The sequence below is a fragment of the Actinoplanes subtropicus genome, from assembly GCF_000721705.1.
GTDB lineage: Bacteria > Actinomycetota > Actinomycetes > Mycobacteriales > Micromonosporaceae > Actinoplanes > Actinoplanes subtropicus.
Window position 1 is genome coordinate 14,173 of the sequence record NZ_JOJL01000018.1, and the last position, 22,279, is coordinate 36,451.

The following is a 22,279-nucleotide window of genomic DNA, read 5'->3' on the forward strand; positions in this document are numbered from 1 at the left end:
CGACCAGAGAATGGTCGGCGCGGCGGGGGCAGACATCCGCCCCCGAACTGTGGAGTGCCTCGAAATGAGCGGATGGCAGCCGTCCGGCTACACGACTGTCCGTCCGCTCGGCGCCGGCGCGTCGGGCAGCGTCGTGCTCGCCACGCACGACGAGACCGGCGCCCCGGTCGCGATCAAATACCTCACCCGCGAGCTCGGGGACGACACCTCCTTCCGGAATGCCTTCCGGCAGGAGGCGCGGCTGCTCGGGGAGATCAACGACCCGCACGTCTGCCGGCTGTACGAGTACGTCGAGTCCGCTGCGGGCGCGGCGATCGTGATGGAGCTGGTCAACGGGGTGTCGCTGCGGCAGATGCTGCGCGCGCACGGCGCGACCACCCCGGAGTCGGCGCTCTGTGTGCTGAAGGGCTCGCTCAGCGGGCTGGCCGCCGCGCACGCCCGCGGCGTCGTGCACCGCGACTACAAGCCGGAGAACGTCCTGGTGACCGGCGAGGGGCAGAGCAAGCTCGCCGACTTCGGCATCGCCGTTCCGGTCGGTCTGGGTGCGGAGACCCTCGTTTCCGGTACGCCCCGGTACATGGCCCCCGAGCAGTGGACGGGCGCCCCGGCGACGCCCGCCTGCGACATCTACGCGGCCACTGCCACCTTCTTCGAGTGCCTCACCGGCAAGCCGCCGTACGACGGGCCGAACCTGTTCGCCCTGCACGAGCAGCACGCCAACGCGCCCATCCCGACCGATCCGGCGCCGCCGCCGGTGCACGACCTGCTGCGGCACGGCATGGCCAAGCAGCCCACCGACCGGCCCCAGCACGCCCATGCCTTCCTGCACATCCTGGAGCAGGTGGCGGGCGCGGCGTACGGCCCGGATTGGGAGAACCGCGGGCTGCGCGATCTGGCCCGCCGGGCCGCCCTGCTCGCCGCGCTGTGGCCGTTCCCGGACGGCACCGGGGGCGCCACCAGCCTCGCCACCACGGCGCTCGGCGCGGCCACCCAGCGGCTCGGCCCGGCCCGCCGTGGTCGCAAGCGGATCGCGCTGGCCAGCAGCGCCATCGTCGCCGCGCTGCTGCTCGGCGGGGTCGGCTATCACTACGCCGCCGCGACCGAACACGCGGCGCTCGCGGGCGGCAAGGCGAGCCCGGCCACGGTCGATCCGCCGGCGACCGGGCCGTCCGGCGCGAACTCCCCGGGGGCGACGGCCGCCGCCTCGGCGAGCACGCCCGCCGCCTCGACCCCGGCCGGCACGGTGACCCAGGGCGCGACGAACGGCCCGACGCAGCCGGCGGATCCCGGCACCACGCCCGGTAAGTCCCCGTCTCCCTCGACCTCCGGCAAGCCGACGGTCAAGCCCACCACGCCCGCCCCATCCCCGTCCGCGTCGGTCAGCACCTCCCCGGCGCCTCCGCCGGACACCACCGCCCCCACCGTCGGCACGGTCAGCACGAGCCGGACGTTGATCGAGGCGGACGGCTGCCGGTACGGCTACCGGACGAGCACGATCTCGGCCACCGTCACCGACAACAAGAGCGGCCCGGCCGCGCTGAAGGTCAGCTTCCGCTACGCCCTGGGCGGCACCACCTCGACCGTCGCGATGAGCTCGGCCGGGCAGGGCGTCTTCCAGGGAACGATCGGCCCGCTGCCGATGCCGGAGACGGAGACCCGCATACCGATCTCCGTCGTGGCCGTCGACGCCGCCGGCAACTCGGGCAAGTCGGCGTCACCGGCGTACGTGACCCTCCAGAACTACTGCACCCCCGGTTAGGAGTACGCGGTGTCCGCAGCGCAGAGGCCGGGGGAACCGGTCGACGACCGGGCCATGCGGCCGCCCGCCGATCCGTGGGCGACCATCGACCGCCCGGCCGAGACCGTGTACCTCGGCGGTCCCGACACGACCGTCCACCTCGGCCCGGCCGCCCCCGCGGCGCACCCGCCCCAGCCGAATCCGACCGTTTTCGACGACGAGTTCCGTTTCGGTCCCGGCGTACCGGCCGCCCCGCCGGCCGCCCCCGGCTGGCCGGCCGCCGCGCCGGCCAAGCGGCCGCGCCCGCTGTGGCGTCGGCTGGTGTCGATCCTCTCCAGCCTGCTGACCCTGGCGCTGGTCGTGATCGTCGGGCTCTACCTGTGGGAGAGGCTCAGCCCTCTGGTCGTGGAAAGCGCCACGGTGGCCGTGCCCCGTCCGGCCGGGAACCGCTGCGATGTCACCGTCGAGGTGGTCGGCACCGTACATACCAACGGCAAGCGCGGCACCATCCGCTACCAGTGGCTCCGCTCGAACGCGTCGCCCAGCACCGTGCTCACCGAGCAGGTCGGCAGCGGCCAGCGCACCGCCACCATCACCCTCAAATGGACGTTCAACGGCGTCGGCACGACCGCCGAGACCGCCACCTTGAACATCACCGAACCGACGCCGATGGAGGCCCAGACCGCGGTCGCCTACCACTGCCGGCGCGGCTGACCGGAGGGCTTTCTCGCCGCTCCTGAACCAACACGTTGGGGCTGTCGTTCGTCATACGGGCTGACTGGTCCTTCGTCGAACTCGGGAGCGCCCGCGATGTATGCAGTCGGTATCGACATCGGAACCACGTATACCGCCGCCGCCGTCTGGCGGGACGGTCATGCGGAGATCGTCCCCCTGGGCAGTCGATCGGCGGCTGTCCCGTCGGCGGTGTTCCTGCGCCCGGACGGTGCGATCCTGACCGGGGAGGCCGCCGACCGCCGCGGGCTCGGCGAGCCGGACCGGGTCGTCCGGCAGCTCAAGCGGCGTCTGGGCGACACCGCCCCGATCCTGCTGGGTGGCACCCCGTACTCGGCCGCGGCGTTGACCGCCCGGATTCTGCGATCGGTGCTCGATGTGGTGTCCGCCCGGGAAGGCGAGCCGCCGGCAGCGGTCTGCGTCGCCCATCCGGCGGGCTGGGGGCCGTACAAGGCAGACCTGATGCACCAGGTGGTTCGTCTCGCCGACCTCGATCATCCCGTACGGTTCATCACCGAGCCGCAGGCGGCCGCGTCCTTCCACGCCCACCAGAAGCGGCTGGGCCCGGGCGCGGTGGTGGCCGTCTACGACTTGGGCGGCGGCATCTTCGAGGCGGCGGTGCTGCGCAAGACCGCGGACGGCTTCGACCTGACCGGCGAGCCGGAGCGAAACGAGCGCCTCGGCGGCGTCGAACTCGACGACGCGATCCTCGAGCATGTCGTCACCTGGGTCGGGGGCGCGCTGGAACCGCTCGAAAAGACCGATCCGGCGGCGATCGCCCGGTTGCGCGCCGAGTGCGTGCAGGCGAAGGAGGCGCTCTCCGCCGACACCGAGGCGACGATCCCGGTGCTGCTGCCGACGCTGAGCACGGAGGTTCGCCTCACCCGCTCGGAACTGGAGGAGTTGGTCCGCCCGCTGCTGAGGGATTCGATCGAGGCCCTGCGCCGGACGATCCACTCCGCCGGGTACGCACCCAAGTCGCTGGGGTCGGTGCTGCTGGTGGGCGGCTCCGCGCGGATGCCGATCGTCGCGCAGCTGGTCAGCTCCGGGTTGGGCCGCCCGGTCACGGTGAACGACAACGCCACGCACGCGGTGGCGCTCGGCGCGGCCTGGCAGGCGAGCGGCGCGATGGCCGAGACCCGGCCGGCACCGGCCTCTCCCGCCGAGCCGCCGTCCGAGCCGACGGGCGAGATCCCCGTGGTTGTCGAGCCGGTCGCCCAGATGCCCCCGCCGGTCGTGGCCGGCCACCACCTGCCGAGGCGGCCGCTGGTGCCCGCGGCCGGTTTCGCGGGCCGGGTCACCGTCGGCCCGGCGGGAGCCGGGCCCATCGCCGCGCCGCCCGTACCGCCCCTACCGCCGCCGGCCAGGCCCGCCGCGAAGTCCTCCCGTGGACGGATCACGGCACTCGCCGTCTCGGCCGCCGCGGTTCTGCTGCTGGCGACCGGCGGCACGGCCTGGGCGCTGACCCGGCCGCGCGGCCCGGAACAGGCGGCGTCCGTCCCGTCGTCCGCTCCCGCCCGTCGCCAGGCCGCCGCCGTCATCGCGGCCGACGAGAAGTGCACGGACGAGATGAAGAAGAGCACCCGCTGGGTCTGCCTCACCAAGGCGACCCTGCACGACAACACCTTCACCGTCTGGTATCAGGCCGACTGGAACGGCACTCGCCCCGACCTCCAGCACGGCTTCCACCTGCACATCTACGGCGGCGACGGGGCAAGCCCGGACGAGGCGACCATGGGCAGCCAGGCCGTCAGGCACAGCAAGTACTACTTCGAGGACCAGGAGCCTTCCGTACGCAGGACGTCCGACCCGGACTTCCAGGCGATCGGCGACGCCAAGAAGGTGTGCGCCCGCATCGCCGACAGCGGCCACGGGCTGGCAAAGGCCCACGACGGCACCTACCACACCGGCAACTGCATCCCGATCCAACGCTACTGACCCGGACCCGAGGCTCTCTCGGCTCAGCGTCGGATCAGCGGCGTGAAGTCGATTTCGATGTCTTGGCCGGCGACGGTGACGACGACACGAGGATTGTCGCCGGCGGCGGCGAGGTAGCCGGCGAGCGTGGAGAGCAACATGTCAGGTCGGCTCTCGATGCGGCTCATCTCCGACTGGGTAACGCCCATCGCCGTGGCCAGCTCCATCGGGGTGAGGTCGGCCGCTTTGCGTACCGCTGCGAGGTTCTCGGCATAGATGCGGTCGGCTTCCGCCATCTCGGCTCGGATGCCGTCGATGCGCTCGGCGGCGCCACGTCGCGACCGCAGGCGGGCGATCCGCTCCTGCGCCGCCTCGGTACCGACGAAGTTGAACTCAGGCTGGCTGGTCATCGCCACCTCGATTGGTCATTCTGAGGTAGGCCGCAATCACTTGGTCGGCGCGGCTGCCAACGCTGTTGTAGAACACGTCGCCCATCTGGGCCTTGTTGTTGCCGAACAACACGATCACCGGCGGAGCATCCGGCTGGAACCAGACGATCAAGCGGATAACACCAACAGCATAATCGGTGCCGGATCGGTACCACGAAGTTATTCGATCGCGGCTATGTTGGCGGCCTCGTCGGGGTCTGGTTCCGGGGTGTCCAGAAAGGCTCGCAGGACCTCGACGGCTACGTCCGGTGCCAGTCGTTTGAGGCTCATGGCCAGCACGTTCGCGTCGTTCCAGAGACGGGCGCCGCGGGCTATCCACGGGTCCCAGGCGAGCGCGGCCCGCACCCCGGGGACCTTGTTGGCGGCGATGGCCGTGCCGGTGCCGGTCCAGCACATCACGACGCCGTAGTCGGCTCGGCCGTCGACCACCGCCGAGCCGACGAAGCGGCCCAGGTCGGGCCAGCTCTCCGCCGCCTCGGGGCGGACCAGTTCGTGGCCGGCGTCGGTCAGGGCGGCGACGACCGCCCGGGTCGTCTCGTTCTCGTCGTCGCTGGCGAACGCTACCCGCATGGTCGCAGCCTATGCCGCATCAGCGATCCGCCAGATCAGCGGGCCGCCGCACCATCGGGCCGCCGCATCAGCGGGCCGCCAAATCAGCGGGCCGCCGCACCATCGGGCCGCCAAATCAGCGGGCCGCCGCACCATCGGGCCGCCAAATCAGCGGGCCGCCGCACCCATCGGGCCGCCGAAATCAGCGACCGGCCGGAGCAGCGGCCCGCCGGATCAGCGGCCGGCCAGTTGGTCGCGGCGGCGGATGAGGTGCGCCGTCTCCCCGGTGTTGGCGGCCAGCTCGATCGCCCGGTCGTAGGCCGCCCGGGACTCCTCGCTCCGGCCCAGCCGGCGCAGCAGCTCGGCCCGCGTCGCGTGGAACGGGTGATACCCCGCCAGCGGCAGGCCGTCCACCTCGGCGAGCGCCACCGCCGGACCGTCCAGCTCGGCGATGGCGATCGCTCGATTCAGCCGTACGACCGGGGACGGGTCGAGGCGGGCCAGCTGGTCGTACAGGGCGACGATCTGCGACCAATCGGTGGACCTGACGTCGGGCGCGGAGGTGTGGACGGCGTTGATCGCGGCGAGGACCTGGTAGCGGCCCGGCGGCCGGCCGGTGGCCAGGCGCTCGCGGACCAGCGCGTGCCCCTCCGCGATCAGCGACCGGTCCCAGGCGCCGCGGTCCTGGTCGGTCAGGGTGACCAGCTCGCCGGTCGCGGAGAGTCGCGCGGGGCGGCGGGCCTCGGTGAGCAGCATCAGCGCCAGCAGGCCGGCCACCTCGCCGTCCGCGGGCAGCAGGGCGCGGACCAGCCGGGTCAGCCGGATCGCCTCGGCGGTCAGCTCGCCGCGGACCGGTTCCCGCGCCGGGTCGGAGGTCAGGTAGCCCTCGTTGAAGATCAGGTACAGCACCGCGAGGACGCCGGTGACCCGCCGCGGAAGGTCTTCACGGTAGGGAACGCCGTACGGAATCCTCGCGTCCTTGATCTTGGTTTTGGCCCGGGTGAGGCGGCGGCCCATCGCGGTCTCCTGGACCAGGAACGCGCGGGCGATCTCGGGCACGGTGAGCCCGCCGACCATCCGCAGGGTCAGCGCGACCCGCGACTCCATGGCGAGCGCGGGGTGGCAGCAGGTGAAGACCAGGCGGAGCCGATCGTCGTCGATCGCGCCCAGCGGCTCCGGGGCATCGGACCGCAGCATCGACGCCTCCTGATGCTTCTCCGCCCGCTTGACCTCGCGGCGGAGCCGATCGACGGCCTTGCGGTACGCGGTGGTGGTGAGCCACGCGCCGGGATTGGGCGGGACGCCGTCGGCCGGCCAGCGCTCGACGGCGGTCGCGAACGCCTCGGCCGCCGACTCCTCGGCGACGTCGAGATCGCCGACCCGCCGGGCCATGGTCGCGACCACCCGGGCCCACTCCTCGCGGTGCACCCGGGCGATCACCTCGCCGATCTCGGTCATGCCGAGAGAAAAGGCCGCAGCTCGATCCGCCGGTTGCACGCCTTGGAGCCGTCGGCGGCCATCCGGAGAGCGGCGTCGAGGTGCGGCGCCTCCACGATCCAGAAGCCGACGAGGTACTCCTTCGACTCGATGTACGGCCCGTCGGTGAACACCGGCTCGCCCTCCCGCGCGTCCACCACGGTGGCCGAACCCGGCGACGCCAGGCCGCCGGCGAAGACCCAGTTGCCGTCGGCCCGGAGCCGCTCGTTGAAGACGTCGATCGCGGCCGCCTCGACCGGATCGGCCATGACCGGGCCGTTCGCGTCGTCGTGGAGCACGGACATCAGGTACTGCGCCATCGGAATCATCTCCTCGTCGGGTGGCGGCCTTCACCCCCGCTACGAACGACGCGGCCCCGATCCGACACTCAATGTTTGTTCATCGCGATCAGGATCACGATGATGGCGATGACCACGACGGCGGCGGCCACCGCGGCGGCGATCTTCGCGGCGCTGTACGGGCGTTCCCCGGCCACCTCGCCGGTTCGGCCGTTGACCAGGATGTTGTAGGTCTTGCCGGCGTGCAGGTAGCAGGCGATCCAGACCGGCAGCAGCATCAGCTTGAAGGTCACGTCGCCGTACTGCGTGTCGACCTGGCGCACCCGCTGCTCGTCGCCGCCGATGTCCGCCCGGCAGTCCTGCTCGATGACCGACGCCATCCGGGTCTTCGCCGTCTCCAGCCCACTCTCCGGCTCGACGTCGTAGCGCAGCGTCTCGTGGCCGGCCAGGTACTCCGGGCGGTACGCCTCGGAGTCCGGCAGCGGCCACGGCTCGAGCTTGTCCAGGTGCTTCGGGGCGACCCGGGTGGTGCCGGTGATCAGGACGTCGTCGAAGTCGCGGGCCACCGTGCCGCTCGCCGGCCACCAGCGCGTCTTCTGCACCTCGCGGGTCCGGGTCTCGCCGTCCTCGGTGTAGGTCTCGGTCTCCCAGTAGTGCTCGCCGCGCTCACCCCAGTAGTTCGAGACCGTGCGGGCGTCGTACGTCCAATGGGGCAGGTACGTGCTGCGCGACGACTCGGCCGCGGTGACCTTCTTCAGGCCGCTCGGCGCGAACCACCGCGACGACGTCCAGCTCTTCAGCGCCTCGCGCAGGGCCGGCCGGTCCACCCCGAAGGGCAGCACCGCCTCGGGCAGAACCATGTCGCCCGCGGAGAGGTCGGCGACCACGGGAGCGCCGCAGAACTGGCACCGGTCGGAGATCTTGTCGCTCTGCGTGACCGCGCCACAGCCCTTGCAGGTGAAGACGTGCGGCGCCAGCGTCGCGATCGGCTTCCGGGGCAGGCCGGCGAACTGGGCGTACGAGTGCTCCTGGATCTGCCGCCCGGTCGGCGCGAGAGGCGTCTCGGCGCCGCAGTACGGGCACTTGAGCACGGTGGTGCCCGGGGCGAACTCGACGTTCGCCCCGCAGTTGGCACACGGGTACTGCGTCTGGCTCATCGGCGGTCAGCCCTGCGGCGGGAGCGGCGGCGGGACCTGGGCGAAGATGCCGCCCAGCTCGGCGACCTGACCAGCGGCGGTCCACGCTGCCATGCCGTTCTTCCAGACCAGCGTCTCCCGGCGCAGCGAGCCGCTCGCGGCCATCCCGGCAAGACCGTTCTGATCGTACGGTCCCTGCTGCTGGCCGTTCACGCCGACGAACCATTCGGCGGCGTTCGGCAGCGGCGGCGGTGCGGCCGAGGCCGGCGGGCCGGCGGGCGTCGGGGTGTTCATGGCCTGGGTCGCCCGCTGGCCGGCGGCCATGCCGAGGCCGAAGCCGAACGCCTCGCCCGCCCCGCCGGTGTTGTTGGCGGCGTCCTCCATCGCGTTCGCGGCCTGGAACTTGGTGTAGTTGTCCAGGTTCCCGACCACGCCCATCGAGGTGCGCTTGTCCAGCGCCTCCTCCACCTCCGGCGGAACCGAGATGTTCTCGATGATGAACTTGGGGATCGAGAGGCCGCTCGGCGCGAGTTCGTCGGTGAGCACGGTGGCCAGCGTCGAGCCGATCGCCTGCTGCTTGGCGGCCAGGTCGAGCATCGGCACGTTGGCCGTGGCCAGGGCGCTGCCGAGGTGGCTGACCACCATCTGGCGCAGGTACTCCTGCACCTCCTCGGTGCGGAACTGCGGGTCGGTGCCGACCAGCTCGCGCAGCAGCGCGGCCGGGTCGGAGACGCGCATCGCGAACGCGCCGAACGCGCGCAGCCGGACCATGCCGAACTCGGGATCGCGCACGATCACCGGGTTCTGCGTGCCCCACTTCATGTCGGTGAACTGCCGGGTGTTGACGAAATACACCTCGGCCTTCCACGGCGACTCGAAGCCGTACTTCCAGCCCTTGAGGGTCGAGAGGATCGGCATGTTCTGCGTCGTCAGGGTGTAGGTGCCCGGCGTGTAGACGTCGGCGACCTGCCCCTCGTTGACGAAGACGGCCGCCTGCGACTCGCGGACGATGAGCTTGGCGCCCATCTTGATCTCGTTCTCGTACCGCGGGAATCGCCAGACGATGGTGTCTCGACTGTCGTCGAGCCACTCGATGATGTCGATCAGCTCACCCTTGAGCTTGTCCCAAAGACCCATGCGGAACTCCTCGACGTGGTCACCGTGCGCAGATGATCGCGCGGCGACGACGCTATCAACTCACGACCAGCGTCGTCGCGCGGCCTCACGGAGAGAATCGCCTGATCGGGCGGGGTTTCGCGGGCTTTTGCCGGTCCCCGACTGCCCGATACCGGACACTCGGCCCTGGTTCCGGCCGGCCGGGCGGGTGGTTGGCAACGGGTCGTGGCGGTGCGATCGTCGAGCTATCCATCGACGCCGGGGGTGGCTGTGCCGGACGACGACCCGTACCTCTGGCTGGAGTCGCTGGACTCGCCCGCGGTCCGGCGCTGGGTGGCCGACCGCAACGCCGAGACGCTGGCCGCGCTGGGTGGCGAGGGCTTCGTGCGCCGGCGCGACTCGATCCGGGAAGTGCTCGACAACACGGACCATATTCCGTGGCCGGGGTGGCGGGGCGACGGGTTCTACTACAACTTCTGGACCGACGCCGACCACCCGCGCGGGCTGTGGCGCCGGACCACGCCCGATCAGTACCGCCTGGACGAGCCCGCCTGGGACGTGCTGCTCGACCTCGACGCGCTGAACGCGGCCGAGGGCGAGAGCTGGACCTGGGGCGGGGCGACCGTGCTGCGCCCGGGCTTCGACCGCTGCCTGATCAGCCTCTCCCGCGGTGGCGCCGACGCCGGCGTGGTCCGCGAGTTCGACCTGGAGCGCCGGGTCTTCGTCGCGGACGGGTTCGTCCTGCCGGAGGCGAAGAGCGACATCGGCTGGATCGACCGGGACACCGTCTACGTCGCGACGGATTTCGGGCCGGGTTCGCTGACCGCGTCGGGCTATCCGCGCCTGGTCAAACAGTGGCGGCGCGGCACTCCCCTCGCCGAGGCGACGCTGGTGTTCGAGGGGGCGACCGAGGATCTCGACGTGGGTGCCGGCCACGATCCGACGCCGGGTTTCGAGCGCGACCTGGTCACCCGGTCCGTGGATTTCTACCGGGCAAACCATTTCTTGCGTACGCCGAGCGGCGCCCTGGTCCGGATCGACGCCCCGGAGGACGCGTGGCTGCACGCGTACCGCAATTGGCTGCTGATCCGGCTCCGGTCGCCCTGGCTGTCCCATCCGGCCGGCGCGCTGCTCGCCATCGCCTTCGACGAGTTCCTCGGCGGCGGGCGGGATTTCGCCGTGCTGTTCCGGCCGGACGAGCACACGTCGCTCGGCACCTGGCGGTGGACGCGGAACCACCTTCTGCTCACCACCCGGACCGATGTCAAAAGCCGGGTGCACATCCTCACGCCGGGCCCGGAGGGGTGGCTGCGGCGGCCGATTCCGGGCGCGGCCGAGTTCGACGAGATGTCCATTGTCGACACCGATCCCGACCGGGACGACTCGTACGCCATCTGCTTCTCGGGGTTTCTGCGGCCGACCACCCTGGGGCTGGCGACGGTCGGCGGGGAAATGACGGTGGTGAAGAGCGAGCCGGCGTTCTTCGACACCGAAGGGCTGACGGTGCGACAGTTCTTCGCGGTCTCCGCCGACGGCACGCGCGTGCCCTATTTCCTGGTCGGCCCGGAGAACGCGGGACCTACCCTGCTCACCGGCTACGGCGGCTTCGAGTTGTCGATGACACCCGGCTACGACGGTGTTCTCGGGCGCGGCTGGCTCGCCCGCGGCGGCGCCTACGCGGTCGCGAACATCCGGGGCGGCGGCGAATACGGTCCCGACTGGCACCGGGCCGCGCGGCGGGAGAACAGGCTTCGCGCGTTCGAGGATTTCGCCGCGGTCGCCGCCGATCTCGTGGCCCGGGGCCACACGACGCCGGAGCGGCTCGGGATCAGCGGAGACAGCAACGGCGGCCTGCTGATGGGCGTGATGCTGACCCGCTATCCGGAGTTGTTCGGGGCGGTGGTCGCCTCGGTGCCGCTGCTGGACATGCGCCGCTACACCAAGCTGCTGGCCGGCCATTCCTGGATAGCCGAGTACGGCGACCCGGACGACGAGGCCGACTGGGCGTTCCTGCGGGAGTACTCGCCGTACCAATCGGTGCGGCCGGCGCGGTCGTATCCGCCCGTTCTGCTCATCACGTCCACTCGGGACGATCGGGTGCATCCGGGGCACGCGCGCAAAATGGCGGCTCGGCTCCGGGCGTACGGGCAAGGGTCTGGTATTTCGAGAACGTCGAGGGTGGCCACGGCGCGGCCGCGGACAACGAACAATCGGCCACGCTGGAGGCGCTGACCCAGGAGTTCCTGTGGCGCACGCTCGATCCGCCGGGCGCCGGGTCACCCTTGCCATCGCCGGCGCGATGAGTTCGGCCCGGGTTATTGCCCGCGAGCGCGTAGCCCGGCTATCTTGCATCGCCTTCAACGCAATTCTCAACCGGGAGACATAGCGATATGACCGCCATTCAAAGCCCCGCCGCGACGGGTTCGAAGTCCTGGATCGCCGCGCTGCTGCTCTGCTTCTTCCTGGGCAGCTTCGGCATTCACCGCTTCTACGTCGGCAAGGTCGGCACCGGCATCCTGATGCTGGTCACCTTCGGCGGCCTGGGCCTCTGGACGCTGATCGACTTCATCATGATCGCGATCGGCAAGTTCTCCGACAAGCAGGGCCTCGCGCTCGCCCGCTGACTCTTGGCGCCGGCCGGGCGTCCTCAGGGCGCCTGGTCGAGTCGGCCGACCGCGTCCATCAGCAGCCGCCAGAAGGCGGCCACGTCCAGCCCGACCGCGACCTCCGCGTTCGGCGTCCGGCCGGTGCGGCGATGCAGGTCGACCACCGTCGCGCCGCGGGTGTACGCCCCGGCCAGCTCGACCGCGACCGGCGCGGCGACGGTCCGCACGATCGACGGGTCGAGCACCGCGGCCACCGCGATCGGGTCGTGCACCGGCGGATGCTCGAACCCGAACACCCGGCGATAGGCGCTCGCGAAGAACGTCATCAGCTCGGCGCAGATCACCCCGAGCCGGGTGCCCATCGCCAGGAAGCCGGCGATCACCTCCTCGGTGGCCAGCGCCTGATGCGTGACGTTCAGCCCGATCATCGTGACCGGCAGCCCCGAGCGCAGCACGATGTCGGCCGCCTCCGGGTCGGTGACGATGTTGAACTCGCCGTACGGGGTGGTGTTGCCCCGCTCGGTCGAGCCGCCCATGAAGACCACCCGGCGCACCCGCGGCACCACCTCGGGATGGGCGCGCAGCAACAGGGCCACATTCGTCAGCGGGCCGGTGGCGATCAGCGTGACCGGCCCGCCGGCGCCGGCGATCAGCCGCCGCATCAGCTCGGCCGCGTGCACGCCGGCTGCCTCGCCGACCGGCCCGTCGAGGTCCGGGCCGTCGAGGCCGGAGGCGCCGTGGATGTCCTCGGCGACGGTCAGCTCGCCGACCAAGGGCCGGGCGCAGCCGGCCGCGACCGGGACGTCGGGGACGCCGGCCAGGGCGAGGATCCGCAGCGCGTTGCGGGTCGTCTTCTCCAGCGTCTGGTTGCCGGCCACGGTGGTGACGCCGAGCAGGCGCAGCCGCTGGTCGCCGGCCGCCAGCAGCAATGCCAGCGCGTCGTCGTGGCCCGGGTCGCAGTCGATGATCACCGGTTCCGCCATCAGCCCTCCCGCCCGGCGGCCATCCACGCGGCCACCTGCGTACGCGACGTGAAGCCCAACTTGATCAGGATATTCCGGACGTGGCTCTCGACGGTTCGCTCCGAGAGGACGAGGCGGGCGCCGATCTCCCGGTTGGTCAGGCCCTCGGTCATCAGGCGGGCGACCTCACGTTCCCGTCGGCTCAGCGCGCCGTCCTCCTGTTCGCCCAGTGCCCGGCGTACGGCCGCCTCTCGGTCCAGATTTTGACCTTGTTTCTTTCCACGCAGCCCGGCGGTCGCCTCGGCCAGCGCCGGGGCCATGCTCGGATGCACGCCGGAACCGATCTCCGCCCGCAGCCTCTCGGCCGCGCCGAGCAGCACCGGATCCCGCTTCGCCGCCGCGAGCGCGCCGACCAGATAGCACTGCGCGACCCGGTCGTCGATCTCGCGGGCGATCCGCAGCCCCTCGGTGAGCGGCTCGATCGCCTCCGCGGCACGGCCCGATCCCAGGATGGCGTATCCCAGGTTCATCAACATCATCCCGAGGCTGTAGGAATCGCCGGCCGCCCGGCTGAGCCGAACCCCCGCCGCGGCCGCGATCGCCACCGTCTCGAGATCCCCGGTCGCCAGGCCGTTGAGCGCGGCGGCCTGGTGCGTCATCAGCGTCGCGCCGAGATCGTCCAGGCCGGCGGCGATCGCCCGGGCCTCGGCCAGCAACTCCTCCCCCGACTCGCCGCGCATGGTCGCCGCGATCGAGGACATCGAAAGACATTGCGAGAGTACGTCCGGCAGCCCGGCCGCCCGGGCCGCCCCGACGCCGCGCTCGAGCACCCGCCCGGCCGTCGCCGGATCGTTCCGCAGCACGGCCAGGAACCCGCGCGCGAAGTACGTCCACGGGTGCGCCACCGGCGCGGCCAGCACCTCGTCCAGCCACCGCGCGCCCTCGCCGGTCGCCCGGGTGATCCAGTACCAGATCAGCGCGGTCGCGATTCCGGTCGCGCGTACGAAGTCCCCGCGGTCGAGGCAGGCCCGCAGCGCCGCCCGGATGTTGTCGATCTGCGGGCTCAGCCACGCCAGCGCCGGCGCCAGCCGATGCCGGCCGGCCGCCGAGAACTCCTGGCACCGCGACAGGTAGTAGTCGGCGCACCGCACCTCCACCGCCTCGGCCTCCCCCGACTCGCGCAGCCGCAGCCACGCGTACTCCCGCATGGTCTCGTGCCAGCGGAAACCCGCGCCGTCCCGGCCGAGCAGCGACTTGTCGACCAATGAGGACAGTGGCTCCAGCGCCGGCGTCCCGGGCAGCACCGCCTCGACGTCCTCGAGCGTGAACCGCCCGGCGAAGACGGCCAGCCGCGCGAGCAGGCTCCGCTCGTCCGGCGTGAGCAGGTCGTAGCTCCACTCGATCGCGGTGCGCAGCGTCTGGTGACGCGGCAGTGCGGCCCGGTTCCCCACGGTGAGCAGGCCGAAGCGGTCGCTCAGCCGGTCGCGCAACTGCTCCGGGCTCAGCACCCGGGTCCGCACCGCGGCCAGTTCCAGCGCGAGCGGCAAGCCGTCGAGCCGGCGGCACACCTCCGCGACGGCATCTTTGTTTGCCGAGGTCAGCTCGAAACCGCCGGTCGCCGCCCCGGCCCGCTCGACGAACAGCCGGACCGCATCGTCGCCGGCCAGCGGCGGCACCGGCAGCACCTGCTCGCCCGGCACCGACAGCGGCTCCCGGCTGGTCGCCAGCACCCGCACGCCCGGCGCCGCGCGCAGCAGGTCGCCGGCCAGCCGGGCGGCCGCCGCCAGCAGGTGCTCGCAGTTGTCCAAGACCAAGATCAAATTCTTGTCCCGGGCGTACGCCCGGAGCAGCGCACCCGGCTCGGCCGCGGACTGATCGCGCAGATCGAGGGCGGCGAGCACCGCCGACGGGACCAGGGCCGGATCCCGCACGTCGGCCAGCTCCACCAGGTAGGCCGGCGGCAGCGCGGCGACGGCCCGGACGGCCAGCCGGGTCTTGCCCACGCCGCCCGGCCCGACCAGGCTGACCAGCCGCGCCTCGGCCAGCCGCCGGCGGCACTCGGCCAGCTCGCGGCGGCGGCCGACGAAGCTCGACGACTCCGCGGGCAGGTTGCCATGCACGCCACTGAAATTACGCGTATTCAGTACTGCCACGGATGCCCCGGACGCCGCGCCTACTTACCGTGAAGGTCATGTCACAGCAACTTCTCGAGGCCCCGGCGTTGTCTCTCCCGCGCCTGCACGTGCTGCGCCTCGGCTACCTGATCCTCGGCGGCGGCCTGGTCGTCTACAAGTGGCCGCTGCTGTTCCACCACGAGCACCCGTGGCCGCTGATGGATAGCGTGGTGGAGTGCATGCTGGTCGCGATGTCGCTGCTGGCCCTGCTCGGCCTGCGCTATCCGGTGAAGATGCTGCCGATCCTGCTCTTCGAGGTGGCCTGGAAGCTGATCTGGCTGGCGGCGGTGGCCCTGCCGCTCTGGCTGCACCACGAGATGGACCCCGCCGCGCGCGAGCTGGCCGGCGAGGTCCTCTGGGTGGTCGTCATCCTCGCCGTGATCCCGTGGCGCTACGTCTGCACCGACTACCTGTCACGCCCCGGCGACCGCTGGCGCTGAGGCCTGTTTCGCCGCCGTCAGCGGCCACCCCCGCGGAAGACCTCGGCCACCGTGCGCAGGATGACCTTCGCGTCCAGCCAGAGCGACCAGTTCTCGATGTAGTAGTTGTCGAACCGGGCGCGGTCGGAGATCGGCGTGTCCCCACGGAGGCCGCTGACCTGGGCCAGCCCGGTGAGGCCGACCGGCACCCGGTGCCGCATCGCGTATTCGGGGTAGTCCACCGAGAACCGGTCGACGAAGTAGGGCCGCTCCGGCCGCGGCCCCACCACGGTCATGTCCCCGCGCAGGATGTTCCACAGCTGGGGCAGCTCGTCGAGCGAGGTGCGCCGCATGAATCGGCCGAACGGGCCGACCCGCGGGTCGTGGCCGATGTTCCAGTTGGTCTGCGACTCGGCCTCGTCCACCGGGCGCATCGAGCGGAACTTCATCAGGCTGAACGGCTTGCCGTACCGCCCGATCCGCTGCTGGCGGAAGATGATGCCCTTGCCGCCCTCGAGGAAGCTGCCCACCGCGCAGAACAGCAGGATCGGGCTGAGCAGCAGCAGCGCGACGGAGGCGAAGAGCACGTCGGCGGTCCGCTTGACCGCCCACTTCGGACCGGAGAGCGTCGGCCGGCGCAGCGGAACCACCGGGATCGCGCCGATGTGGTCGGGCGAGCCGACCGAGCCGGGGAACTCGCGCAGCCGCGGCACCATCCAGAGGTCGGTCTCGGCCAGGCCGGGCGCCCGCACCGCGCGCAGCAACTGGCTCTCCGGGCAGTCGATGTCCGCGATGATGACCACGTCGCACTCGGTGTAGCGGACCAGTTCCTCGAGGTCCTCCAGGTGGCCGACCAGCGGGTTGCTCTCCCGCTTGAGGTGCGCGGTGGTCGGCACGTCCACGAAACCGGCGAACCGCAGGCCGTACTGCGGATAGCGGCGCAGCAGCCGGGCCAGTTCGATGGCGATCGGGCCGCCGCCCAGGATGATGGCGCCGTGCTCCACCCAGCGGCGCCGCCGGGCCACCAGCACGGCCATCCGGCTGATCGCCCGGGCGGGCAGCAGCAGCACGGCCGAGGCGGCGGCGAGCCGCAGGAAGCCGTCCACGTAGTCGATCGAGTTGTGCCGGGTGGCGACCGCGATGGCCACCACGGCCGTGGCGGCAAGGAAGCGGAAGTACAGCTGCGGGATCTCGTCCAGCACGCTCACGTGCCGGCGGGCCCGGTAGAGGCCGCCGACGGCGAAGGCGACCGCGGCGACGAGGGCCACCGCCACGGAACCCTTCCAGTACTTCTGGTCCCAGGCGATCGGCGCGAGCAGCGCCACCAGGTCGATCGGCAGCGCGAGCATCCAGGCCCGCAGCGACCGGGTGCGGCCGGCGCTCGCCGACGGGATATAGGGAAGCACGACCGTGGAGCGCGCGCCGCCGTCCAGCACGAGGCGCTCGGTGGGCGGCTCCTCGGGGCTGCGCCGAGGCGCCGGGACGGCGCTGATCGGCGTCTCGCCGCTCGGTGCCCACCAGTCGAAGAGATCGGCCGACCGCGGCCCCGCGCCCGCAGGCGGGCCTGGTGAAGGGCTCGTCTGTACCATGTCGTGCATCCCCCGTGCCAAGAAAGCGGCCAACACAACCGCGATCGAGCCGGAATGCTAAGGCCTGTTGTCGGTTCACACCACCGATTCGCTGGTGCCCGGATTCATGCCTTTTGATGATCGTCGAAGGATTCGCCCGGATTCGGAACCGGACAATTGCTTAGCACCCCGGCATCGGATCACCGACATCGAAGAAATGTAATTCATCACAGTCGGCCGACGCAGCCCCGAGGCGAGGACATGGGGGCAGTGGGGGCTTGCCAGGCTCAGTACGATCGCACCCATGCCGACCAGACAGCCGATGCAAGACCGCGACGCCACCGAAATCATCGGCCTGGTAAGCGACTACGACGCCGACGGCACGCCGGCCACGCATGCCGCGCCCAAGAAGCGGATGAGCCGCCGCGCCAAAATCATCTTGTGCGTGGTGCTCGTGCCGCTGATCCTGGTCGGCATCGCTCTCGTCGGCGGCGGCCTCTATCTGCACAACGTCGAGGGCAAGGTCGACCGGGTCGACGCGTTCACCCAGGTCCCCGAGGCCAGCCGCCCGCAGAAGGACGCGGCCGCCAAGGGCGCGGAAAACTTCCTGCTCCTGGGCAGCGACACCCGCGACCCGAACAACACCGGCGGCTCCCGCAGCGACACGATCATCATCCTGCATCTGAACAAGGACCAGTCGGCGGCCCAGCTCATCTCCATCCCGCGAGACACCTGGGTGCACATCCCCAAGGCGGCCAACGGCAAGTACGGCAACACCGATTCGAAGATCAATGCGGCATACGCCTGGGGCGGCGTTCCACTGGTGGTGCAGACCGTCGAGGGGTACACGGGCGTCCGTATCGACCACGTGGCCCTGATCGACTTCTCCGGCTTCAAGGAGGTCGTGGATGCACTCGGCGGCGTCAACATCGACGTCGAGACGTCGTTCACCTCGACCCACGCGCTGAGCGGTCCCGGTGGCGTGCGGCACTTCAACAAGGGCCCCCAGCTGATGGACGGCGCAGCGGCGCTCGACTACGCCCGCGAGCGGTACTCGTTCAAGGACGGCGACTTCGCCCGCATCCGCCACCAGCAGCAGGTGATCAAGGCGATCCTCGACAAGGCCGCGTCCGGCGGCATGCTCGGCAGCCCGGCCAAGCTCAACGACTTCCTCAAGGCCACCGCCGACACGGTCAGCGTCGACAAGGGCCTCAACCTTCTCGACATGGCCATGCAGCTCCGTCACCTGCGCAGCGGCAACCTGCACTTCTACACGAGCCCCACCAAGGGCACCGGCATGATCGGCAACCAGAGCGTGGTCATTCCCGACAAGACCAAGGCCAAGGCGCTGTTCGACGCCGTTCGCACGGACAACGACGCCGCCATCGCCCAGTTGGCCACCGACTGAGCGCAGCCGTCAAAGGCCGGCCGGGAGACCACCCGGCCGGCCTTTCGGCTGTTCCGGTCCCCCCGATGAATGAGGGCGGCGGCTACTCGGCGACTATGACGTGAACTCCGCCGCCGGGAAACTGGGCGCACAACTGAGTCTTGCCGTCCTGCGTTCGCGCGAAGAGCCGCACACCGTCAAGCGGCGGCGTGGGCGGTGGCTCGGGAAGCAGCACGAATGACGGCTCGATCACGAGGTTCTTGGCCGATCCGCCCATTCCCTGGGTCAGTTCGACCCGAGTGGCCGGGTGCGGCTTGCCGATCCAGCCTCGGCCGGTGTCGGCCACCTGGCGTCCGGCCTTGTCGAACACGCCCGGCTGCCAGAGGTTCGCGCGTACGGTCGACAACCCGCGGTCCGCGCCGAAGTCGACGGCCGCGGTCGCGCAGTTCATGATCTTGGTATCGACGACCGCGCCGGAGGGATCGTCCTGGGTCGCCCCGGCCACGAACTGAATGCCGATCTCCGCCCCCGGCCCGTCATGGTTGCCGCCCAGCACTGTGCCGCCGACCCAGCGGCAGTCGCGCGCCGAGATGCGCACCCCGACGCCGCCGTTGAGGTCGGCGTAGCAGTTCACGCAGCTGATCGCGGGAGCGGCGAGATCGAAGGCCACGTCCTGCCGGATTCCCCAGCCGTGACAGTTCACCAGAGAGGCGCCCGAGGAGTCGCCGGCCAGGCGGAAACCGATCGCCTTGTTCTCGAACGCCAGGCAATTGACGAACATCGAGTCGTGCGGCCCGTTGAAGTTGAGCCCGTGTCCCTCGTTGTCGTGCGACCGCACGGCGGTGAGCCGCGCCTCCATCTGGTGCGACGGCGCCGGCAGTTCGGCCGCATTGCCCCATTCGGAGTAGACGCCGTCTTCGCGGCAACCGTGCACGATGACTTCGTTGAGCTCGTAGCCGTAGCCATAGACGCGCAGCCCGTAGCCACCCCGCTCGTTCGCCGGTTTGTTGCCGTCCAGCGTCAGGTCGCGGATGCTGAAGTAGCAGGCGCCGCCGCTCCCGCGCGTACCGGTCAGCTCGTCGAAGCCGTCGGTCTCCAGAATCGCGCTGTTGGCCCCGGGGTGCAGCCGCAGCACCGACAGGTCGCCGCCGGCTCCCCGCAGATGTACGCGCGAGTAGAGCCGCAGCCCACGCGTCAGGTAGATGCCCGGCGGGACGAAGACGACGCCGCCGGCGGGCTTGGCGGCGTCCAGGGCGCGCTGGAGGGCCGCGGTGTCGTCGGTTCGGCCGTCGCCGGACGCGCCGAAGGTCCGGACGTCGAACGCCACGCCGGCCGGCAGTTCGCCGGTCATGGCCGGTGGCTCCTGGCCCATTGCCGAACCGACGAGGCCGCCAACACCGGTCGCGGTGCTCGCGACTCCGCCCAGCAGCACGGCACGCCTCGACACCGACGGCAAGCGCATCGGTCCGCCACCGCGGCGTGCGACCGGCAGCTCGGCGGTCCCATCCGCGTTCCAGGCCGGCGACCCGGGGCGGCGCCGTCTGAGCGCCGTGCCGGTCAACCAGCGATTGCCGCCGGACCTGAGAGCGGTGATCAACTGCCTCACCGCACGAGCGTATCCGACGGGGTGTATGCCGATCCGCTCTCGCTCGACGCCGGTGACCGCGCACGGGGCATTGCGGAACGGCGAGATCCTTTATCCTTCGTTCCGGCACGTCCGGCTGGAGGACAGAGAGCGTGAGGAACGTGGTAGTGGGGCAAGGGTTGGCCGGACCGGGCGATCGGACCGGGGCGAGCGGAACGACGGACCGATCGAAACGCATCGCCTTTCTCGAGGGCGTGCGCGGCGTTGCCGCCATGTTGGTCGTCGTTCAGCACTTGTTCGCCGAGCAGTTCCCCGCCTACCGGGAGTGGACCACGGCGCACCTGGACCTCGGCCGGGTCGGCGTGGTGGCGTTCTTCCTGGTAAGCGGCTACGTGATTCCGCTCAGCCTGGCCGGCCAGACGCTCACCGCGTTCGCCGTTCGCCGGTTCTTCCGGCTCTATCCGGTGTACTGGCTGGCCTTGCCCGTCTATGTGGTGGCGAACGTGGTCACCAACTCGTCGTGGGAGGGCGCCGGCCCGTTCGCCGTGATCCTGAACATCCTGATGCTGCACGGCCTGCTGGGCCTGGTCAGCATCCTGCCGCCGGCTTGGACGCTGAGCATCGAGCTGTTGTTCTACGCGCAGTCCGCGGCGGCCAAGGCGCGGCGCCTGCTCGACGCGTCCGTTCACCTCGGCTGGGCCTGGCTCGCGTTCTACCTGCTGTTGTGCGTCGGCGAACGGGTCACCGGCCGTGACCTGCCGACGACCCTGCCGATGCTGCTCTTCGTCGCCAGCCTGGGTCATGCCATCCATCTGCGGGACGCGGCCGGTCGCCGAGCCTGGCAGGCCCTTCTCGCCGGCGGCGTGCTGCTCGTGCCGCTCGGCGCCTACGTGGGCGTCGACGGCGACGGCCAGTGGCCGCCGTTCACCTATTCCGTGTCGTACCTGGGCGGTCTGGCTCTGTTCGGCGCACTGTACGCGCTGCGGCGTCGCGCCATGGCTCGGCCGCTGATCTTCCTTGGCGGCATCAGCTACGCCGTCTACCTGTTCCACCCGACCCTGATGACAGTGTTCGAGAGCCTCCACGGATTCGCCTACGTGGCGGCCTGCCTCGTGAGCGTGCCCCTGGTCGCCTACGTGGTGCACCGCCTCGTCGAGAAGCCGTCCATCGACATAGGACGGCGGCTGACCGCACGCTTGCGACGGCCGGCGCCTCCGTCGGCGGTACGGGCGTCGGCCGCGCCGTGAAGCGCTGAAAGGCGGCGGCATCCGGTCCTCCGGGTGCCGCCGCCTTCGTGCACGGATCAGCTGTGCCGCTGCCAGAGGTCACGCAGCGGGTCCCACTTGCCGCCGAGGCCCTCCTCGCAGAGGGTCTCCATCATCAGGGCGCTGCCGACCGAGTCGTCCCGGTCCCACCAGATGCCGCAGAGCGCCCGCCCGGTGCCGTCGCGGTACGCGTACTCGACGTACTTGCCCGGGGCCTTGCTCACTCCGCCCGTCTGCCGTGAGGCCGGCTCGATGCCGGGAGCGATGCCGTCGCTGCTGAGGTTCAGCTGCGCCCGCCACGCGCGAGCGCTGTCTTTCTGGGCCGCCGACTTGAACTCGACGAAGTGCAGCGAGACCGCGTAGTACCGGCAGAAGACGTGCTTGCTCTCGTCGACGCCCAATTTCGGGCCGTCCGGCTCGCCGTTCACGGCGCACGCGCCCACGGATCCGAGCCAGGGCTGGGCCAGCGCGGAGAGCTCGCCGTCAAGCTTGGCCCGGTTGATCGCCAGCTGGCTCGCCTCGTACGGCGGAAGAGCGTTCAGGTCATCCGTCTTGGGGGCGGAGCTCGGCTTGTGCGAAGGTGCGGCGCCGCCGGCGGAATGACCGATGAAGTAGCCACCCACGCCGGCGGCCAGCACGGCGACCACGACGCCGGCGAGCAGCCCCACGACGCGACCACGGCTCTTCGACGGCGGCGACGGAACGATCCGCCGGCCGTCCAGCGCCCGGTCGCCCTCCGACGGACGCGTCACCGGCAATCCCCACGCGTCCACCTGCGGCTGCGCCGACTGCCACGACGGGGCCGGCGCGGCGGAGGCCGGCGACCCGGACGACGGCGCTGCGGACCAGGCCGGCGATCCGGACGACGGGGCGCCGGACCAGGCCGGTGATCCGGACGATG

20 protein-coding genes are annotated in these 22,279 nt (G+C 71.1%); 8 read left to right on the forward strand and 12 right to left on the reverse strand.

Features of this window, described 5'->3' with window-relative positions; genetic code table 11:
- The first annotated feature begins 64 nt into the window (after window positions 1-64).
- From IH26_RS0124050 to IH26_RS0124060, 3 genes are all read left to right on the forward strand, one after another.
- The gene (locus IH26_RS0124050) at window positions 65-1,759 is read left to right on the forward strand and encodes a serine/threonine-protein kinase (RefSeq protein ID WP_030438484.1); all 1,695 of its coding nucleotides are present in this window, start codon (window positions 65-67) and stop codon (window positions 1,757-1,759) included.
- 9 nt (window positions 1,760-1,768) lie between these two features.
- On the forward strand, window positions 1,769-2,452 hold the full coding sequence (locus IH26_RS0124055) for a hypothetical protein (RefSeq protein WP_030438485.1): 684 nt from the start codon (window positions 1,769-1,771) through the stop codon (window positions 2,450-2,452).
- A gap of 96 nt (window positions 2,453-2,548) precedes the next feature.
- Window positions 2,549-4,408 carry an Hsp70 family protein gene (locus tag IH26_RS0124060; RefSeq protein ID WP_030438486.1) on the forward strand — a complete coding sequence of 620 codons (1,860 nt, stop codon included), beginning with the start codon at window positions 2,549-2,551 and terminating at the stop codon, window positions 4,406-4,408.
- A gap of 23 nt (window positions 4,409-4,431) precedes the next feature.
- Here IH26_RS0124060 and IH26_RS0124065 read toward each other — a convergent pair whose 3' ends face one another.
- The 7 genes from IH26_RS0124065 to IH26_RS0124095 form a co-directional block, all read right to left on the reverse strand.
- Window positions 4,432-4,797 carry a helix-turn-helix domain-containing protein gene (locus IH26_RS0124065; RefSeq protein ID WP_030438487.1) on the reverse strand — a complete coding sequence of 122 codons (366 nt, stop codon included), beginning with the start codon at window positions 4,795-4,797 and terminating at the stop codon, window positions 4,432-4,434.
- On the reverse strand, window positions 4,781-4,948 hold the full coding sequence (locus IH26_RS57130; RefSeq protein ID WP_211268741.1) for a hypothetical protein: 168 nt from the start codon (window positions 4,946-4,948) through the stop codon (window positions 4,781-4,783). The genes IH26_RS0124065 and IH26_RS57130 overlap by 17 nt, the downstream gene beginning before the upstream one ends.
- Window positions 4,949-4,995: 47 nt before the next feature.
- Window positions 4,996-5,406 (reverse strand): RpiB/LacA/LacB family sugar-phosphate isomerase, encoded by a 411-nt coding sequence (locus tag IH26_RS0124075; protein WP_030438489.1) that lies wholly within the window; start codon window positions 5,404-5,406, stop codon window positions 4,996-4,998.
- Window positions 5,407-5,619: 213 nt separating this feature from the next.
- Window positions 5,620-6,843 carry an RNA polymerase sigma factor gene (locus tag IH26_RS0124080; RefSeq protein ID WP_030438490.1) on the reverse strand — a complete coding sequence of 408 codons (1,224 nt, stop codon included), beginning with the start codon at window positions 6,841-6,843 and terminating at the stop codon, window positions 5,620-5,622.
- Window positions 6,840-7,181 carry a YciI family protein gene (locus IH26_RS0124085; RefSeq protein ID WP_030438491.1) on the reverse strand — a complete coding sequence of 114 codons (342 nt, stop codon included), beginning with the start codon at window positions 7,179-7,181 and terminating at the stop codon, window positions 6,840-6,842. The genes IH26_RS0124080 and IH26_RS0124085 overlap by 4 nt, the downstream gene beginning before the upstream one ends.
- A 68-nt stretch (window positions 7,182-7,249) precedes the next feature.
- A complete protein-coding gene (locus IH26_RS0124090) occupies window positions 7,250-8,317 on the reverse strand; it encodes a TFIIB-type zinc ribbon-containing protein (RefSeq protein ID WP_030438492.1) in 1,068 nt (355 codons plus the stop codon).
- 6 nt (window positions 8,318-8,323) lie between these two features.
- Window positions 8,324-9,433 carry an SPFH domain-containing protein gene (locus tag IH26_RS0124095; protein WP_030438493.1) on the reverse strand — a complete coding sequence of 370 codons (1,110 nt, stop codon included), beginning with the start codon at window positions 9,431-9,433 and terminating at the stop codon, window positions 8,324-8,326.
- Window positions 9,434-9,676: 243 nt separating this feature from the next.
- On the opposite strand from IH26_RS0124095, the gene IH26_RS53930 reads away from it, so the two are divergent.
- Complete coding sequence (locus IH26_RS53930) at window positions 9,677-11,644, forward strand: prolyl oligopeptidase family serine peptidase (RefSeq protein ID WP_245665453.1); 1,968 nt, start codon at window positions 9,677-9,679, stop codon at window positions 11,642-11,644.
- Window positions 11,645-11,802: 158 nt separating this feature from the next.
- A complete protein-coding gene (locus IH26_RS0124105) occupies window positions 11,803-12,036 on the forward strand; it encodes a TM2 domain-containing protein (protein WP_030438494.1) in 234 nt (77 codons plus the stop codon).
- Window positions 12,037-12,059: 23 nt separating this feature from the next.
- Here IH26_RS0124105 and IH26_RS0124110 read toward each other — a convergent pair whose 3' ends face one another.
- Together IH26_RS0124110 and IH26_RS0124115 are read right to left on the reverse strand one after the other, a co-directional pair.
- Window positions 12,060-13,001: a nucleoside hydrolase gene (locus tag IH26_RS0124110; RefSeq protein WP_030438495.1), complete on the reverse strand. Its 942-nt coding sequence runs from the start codon at window positions 12,999-13,001 to the stop codon at window positions 12,060-12,062.
- Window positions 13,001-15,100, reverse strand: coding sequence for an ATP-binding protein (locus IH26_RS0124115; RefSeq protein WP_051808449.1), 2,100 nt, complete (start codon window positions 15,098-15,100; stop codon window positions 13,001-13,003). Before IH26_RS0124115 ends, IH26_RS0124110 begins: the two co-directional genes overlap by 1 nt.
- Window positions 15,101-15,171: 71 nt before the next feature.
- Here IH26_RS0124115 and IH26_RS0124120 point away from each other — a divergent pair, with 71 nt between their 5' ends.
- The gene (locus tag IH26_RS0124120) at window positions 15,172-15,594 is read left to right on the forward strand and encodes a hypothetical protein (protein ID WP_030438497.1); all 423 of its coding nucleotides are present in this window, start codon (window positions 15,172-15,174) and stop codon (window positions 15,592-15,594) included.
- A 17-nt stretch (window positions 15,595-15,611) separates the two neighbouring features.
- On the opposite strand, the gene IH26_RS0124125 is transcribed toward IH26_RS0124120, so the two are convergent.
- Window positions 15,612-17,162, reverse strand: coding sequence for a sugar transferase (locus IH26_RS0124125; RefSeq protein ID WP_084599041.1), 1,551 nt, complete (start codon window positions 17,160-17,162; stop codon window positions 15,612-15,614).
- 283 nt (window positions 17,163-17,445) lie between these two features.
- Between IH26_RS0124125 and IH26_RS0124130 the strand changes: the two genes are divergently transcribed.
- On the forward strand, window positions 17,446-18,549 hold the full coding sequence (locus IH26_RS0124130; RefSeq protein ID WP_342668302.1) for an LCP family protein: 1,104 nt from the start codon (window positions 17,446-17,448) through the stop codon (window positions 18,547-18,549).
- Between the two features lie 82 nt (window positions 18,550-18,631).
- On the opposite strand, the gene IH26_RS0124135 is transcribed toward IH26_RS0124130, so the two are convergent.
- On the reverse strand, window positions 18,632-19,879 hold the full coding sequence (locus IH26_RS0124135) for a glycosyl hydrolase family 28-related protein (protein ID WP_245665455.1): 1,248 nt from the start codon (window positions 19,877-19,879) through the stop codon (window positions 18,632-18,634).
- A gap of 401 nt (window positions 19,880-20,280) precedes the next feature.
- Between IH26_RS0124135 and IH26_RS0124140 the strand changes: the two genes are divergently transcribed.
- Complete coding sequence (locus IH26_RS0124140; RefSeq protein WP_281179775.1) at window positions 20,281-21,360, forward strand: acyltransferase family protein; 1,080 nt, start codon at window positions 20,281-20,283, stop codon at window positions 21,358-21,360.
- 56 nt (window positions 21,361-21,416) lie between these two features.
- Here IH26_RS0124140 and IH26_RS0124145 read toward each other — a convergent pair whose 3' ends face one another.
- Entirely contained in the window at window positions 21,417-22,130 is a 714-nt protein-coding gene (locus tag IH26_RS0124145) for a hypothetical protein (RefSeq protein WP_157437366.1), read from the reverse strand.
- Window positions 22,131-22,279: the final 149 nt, after the last annotated feature.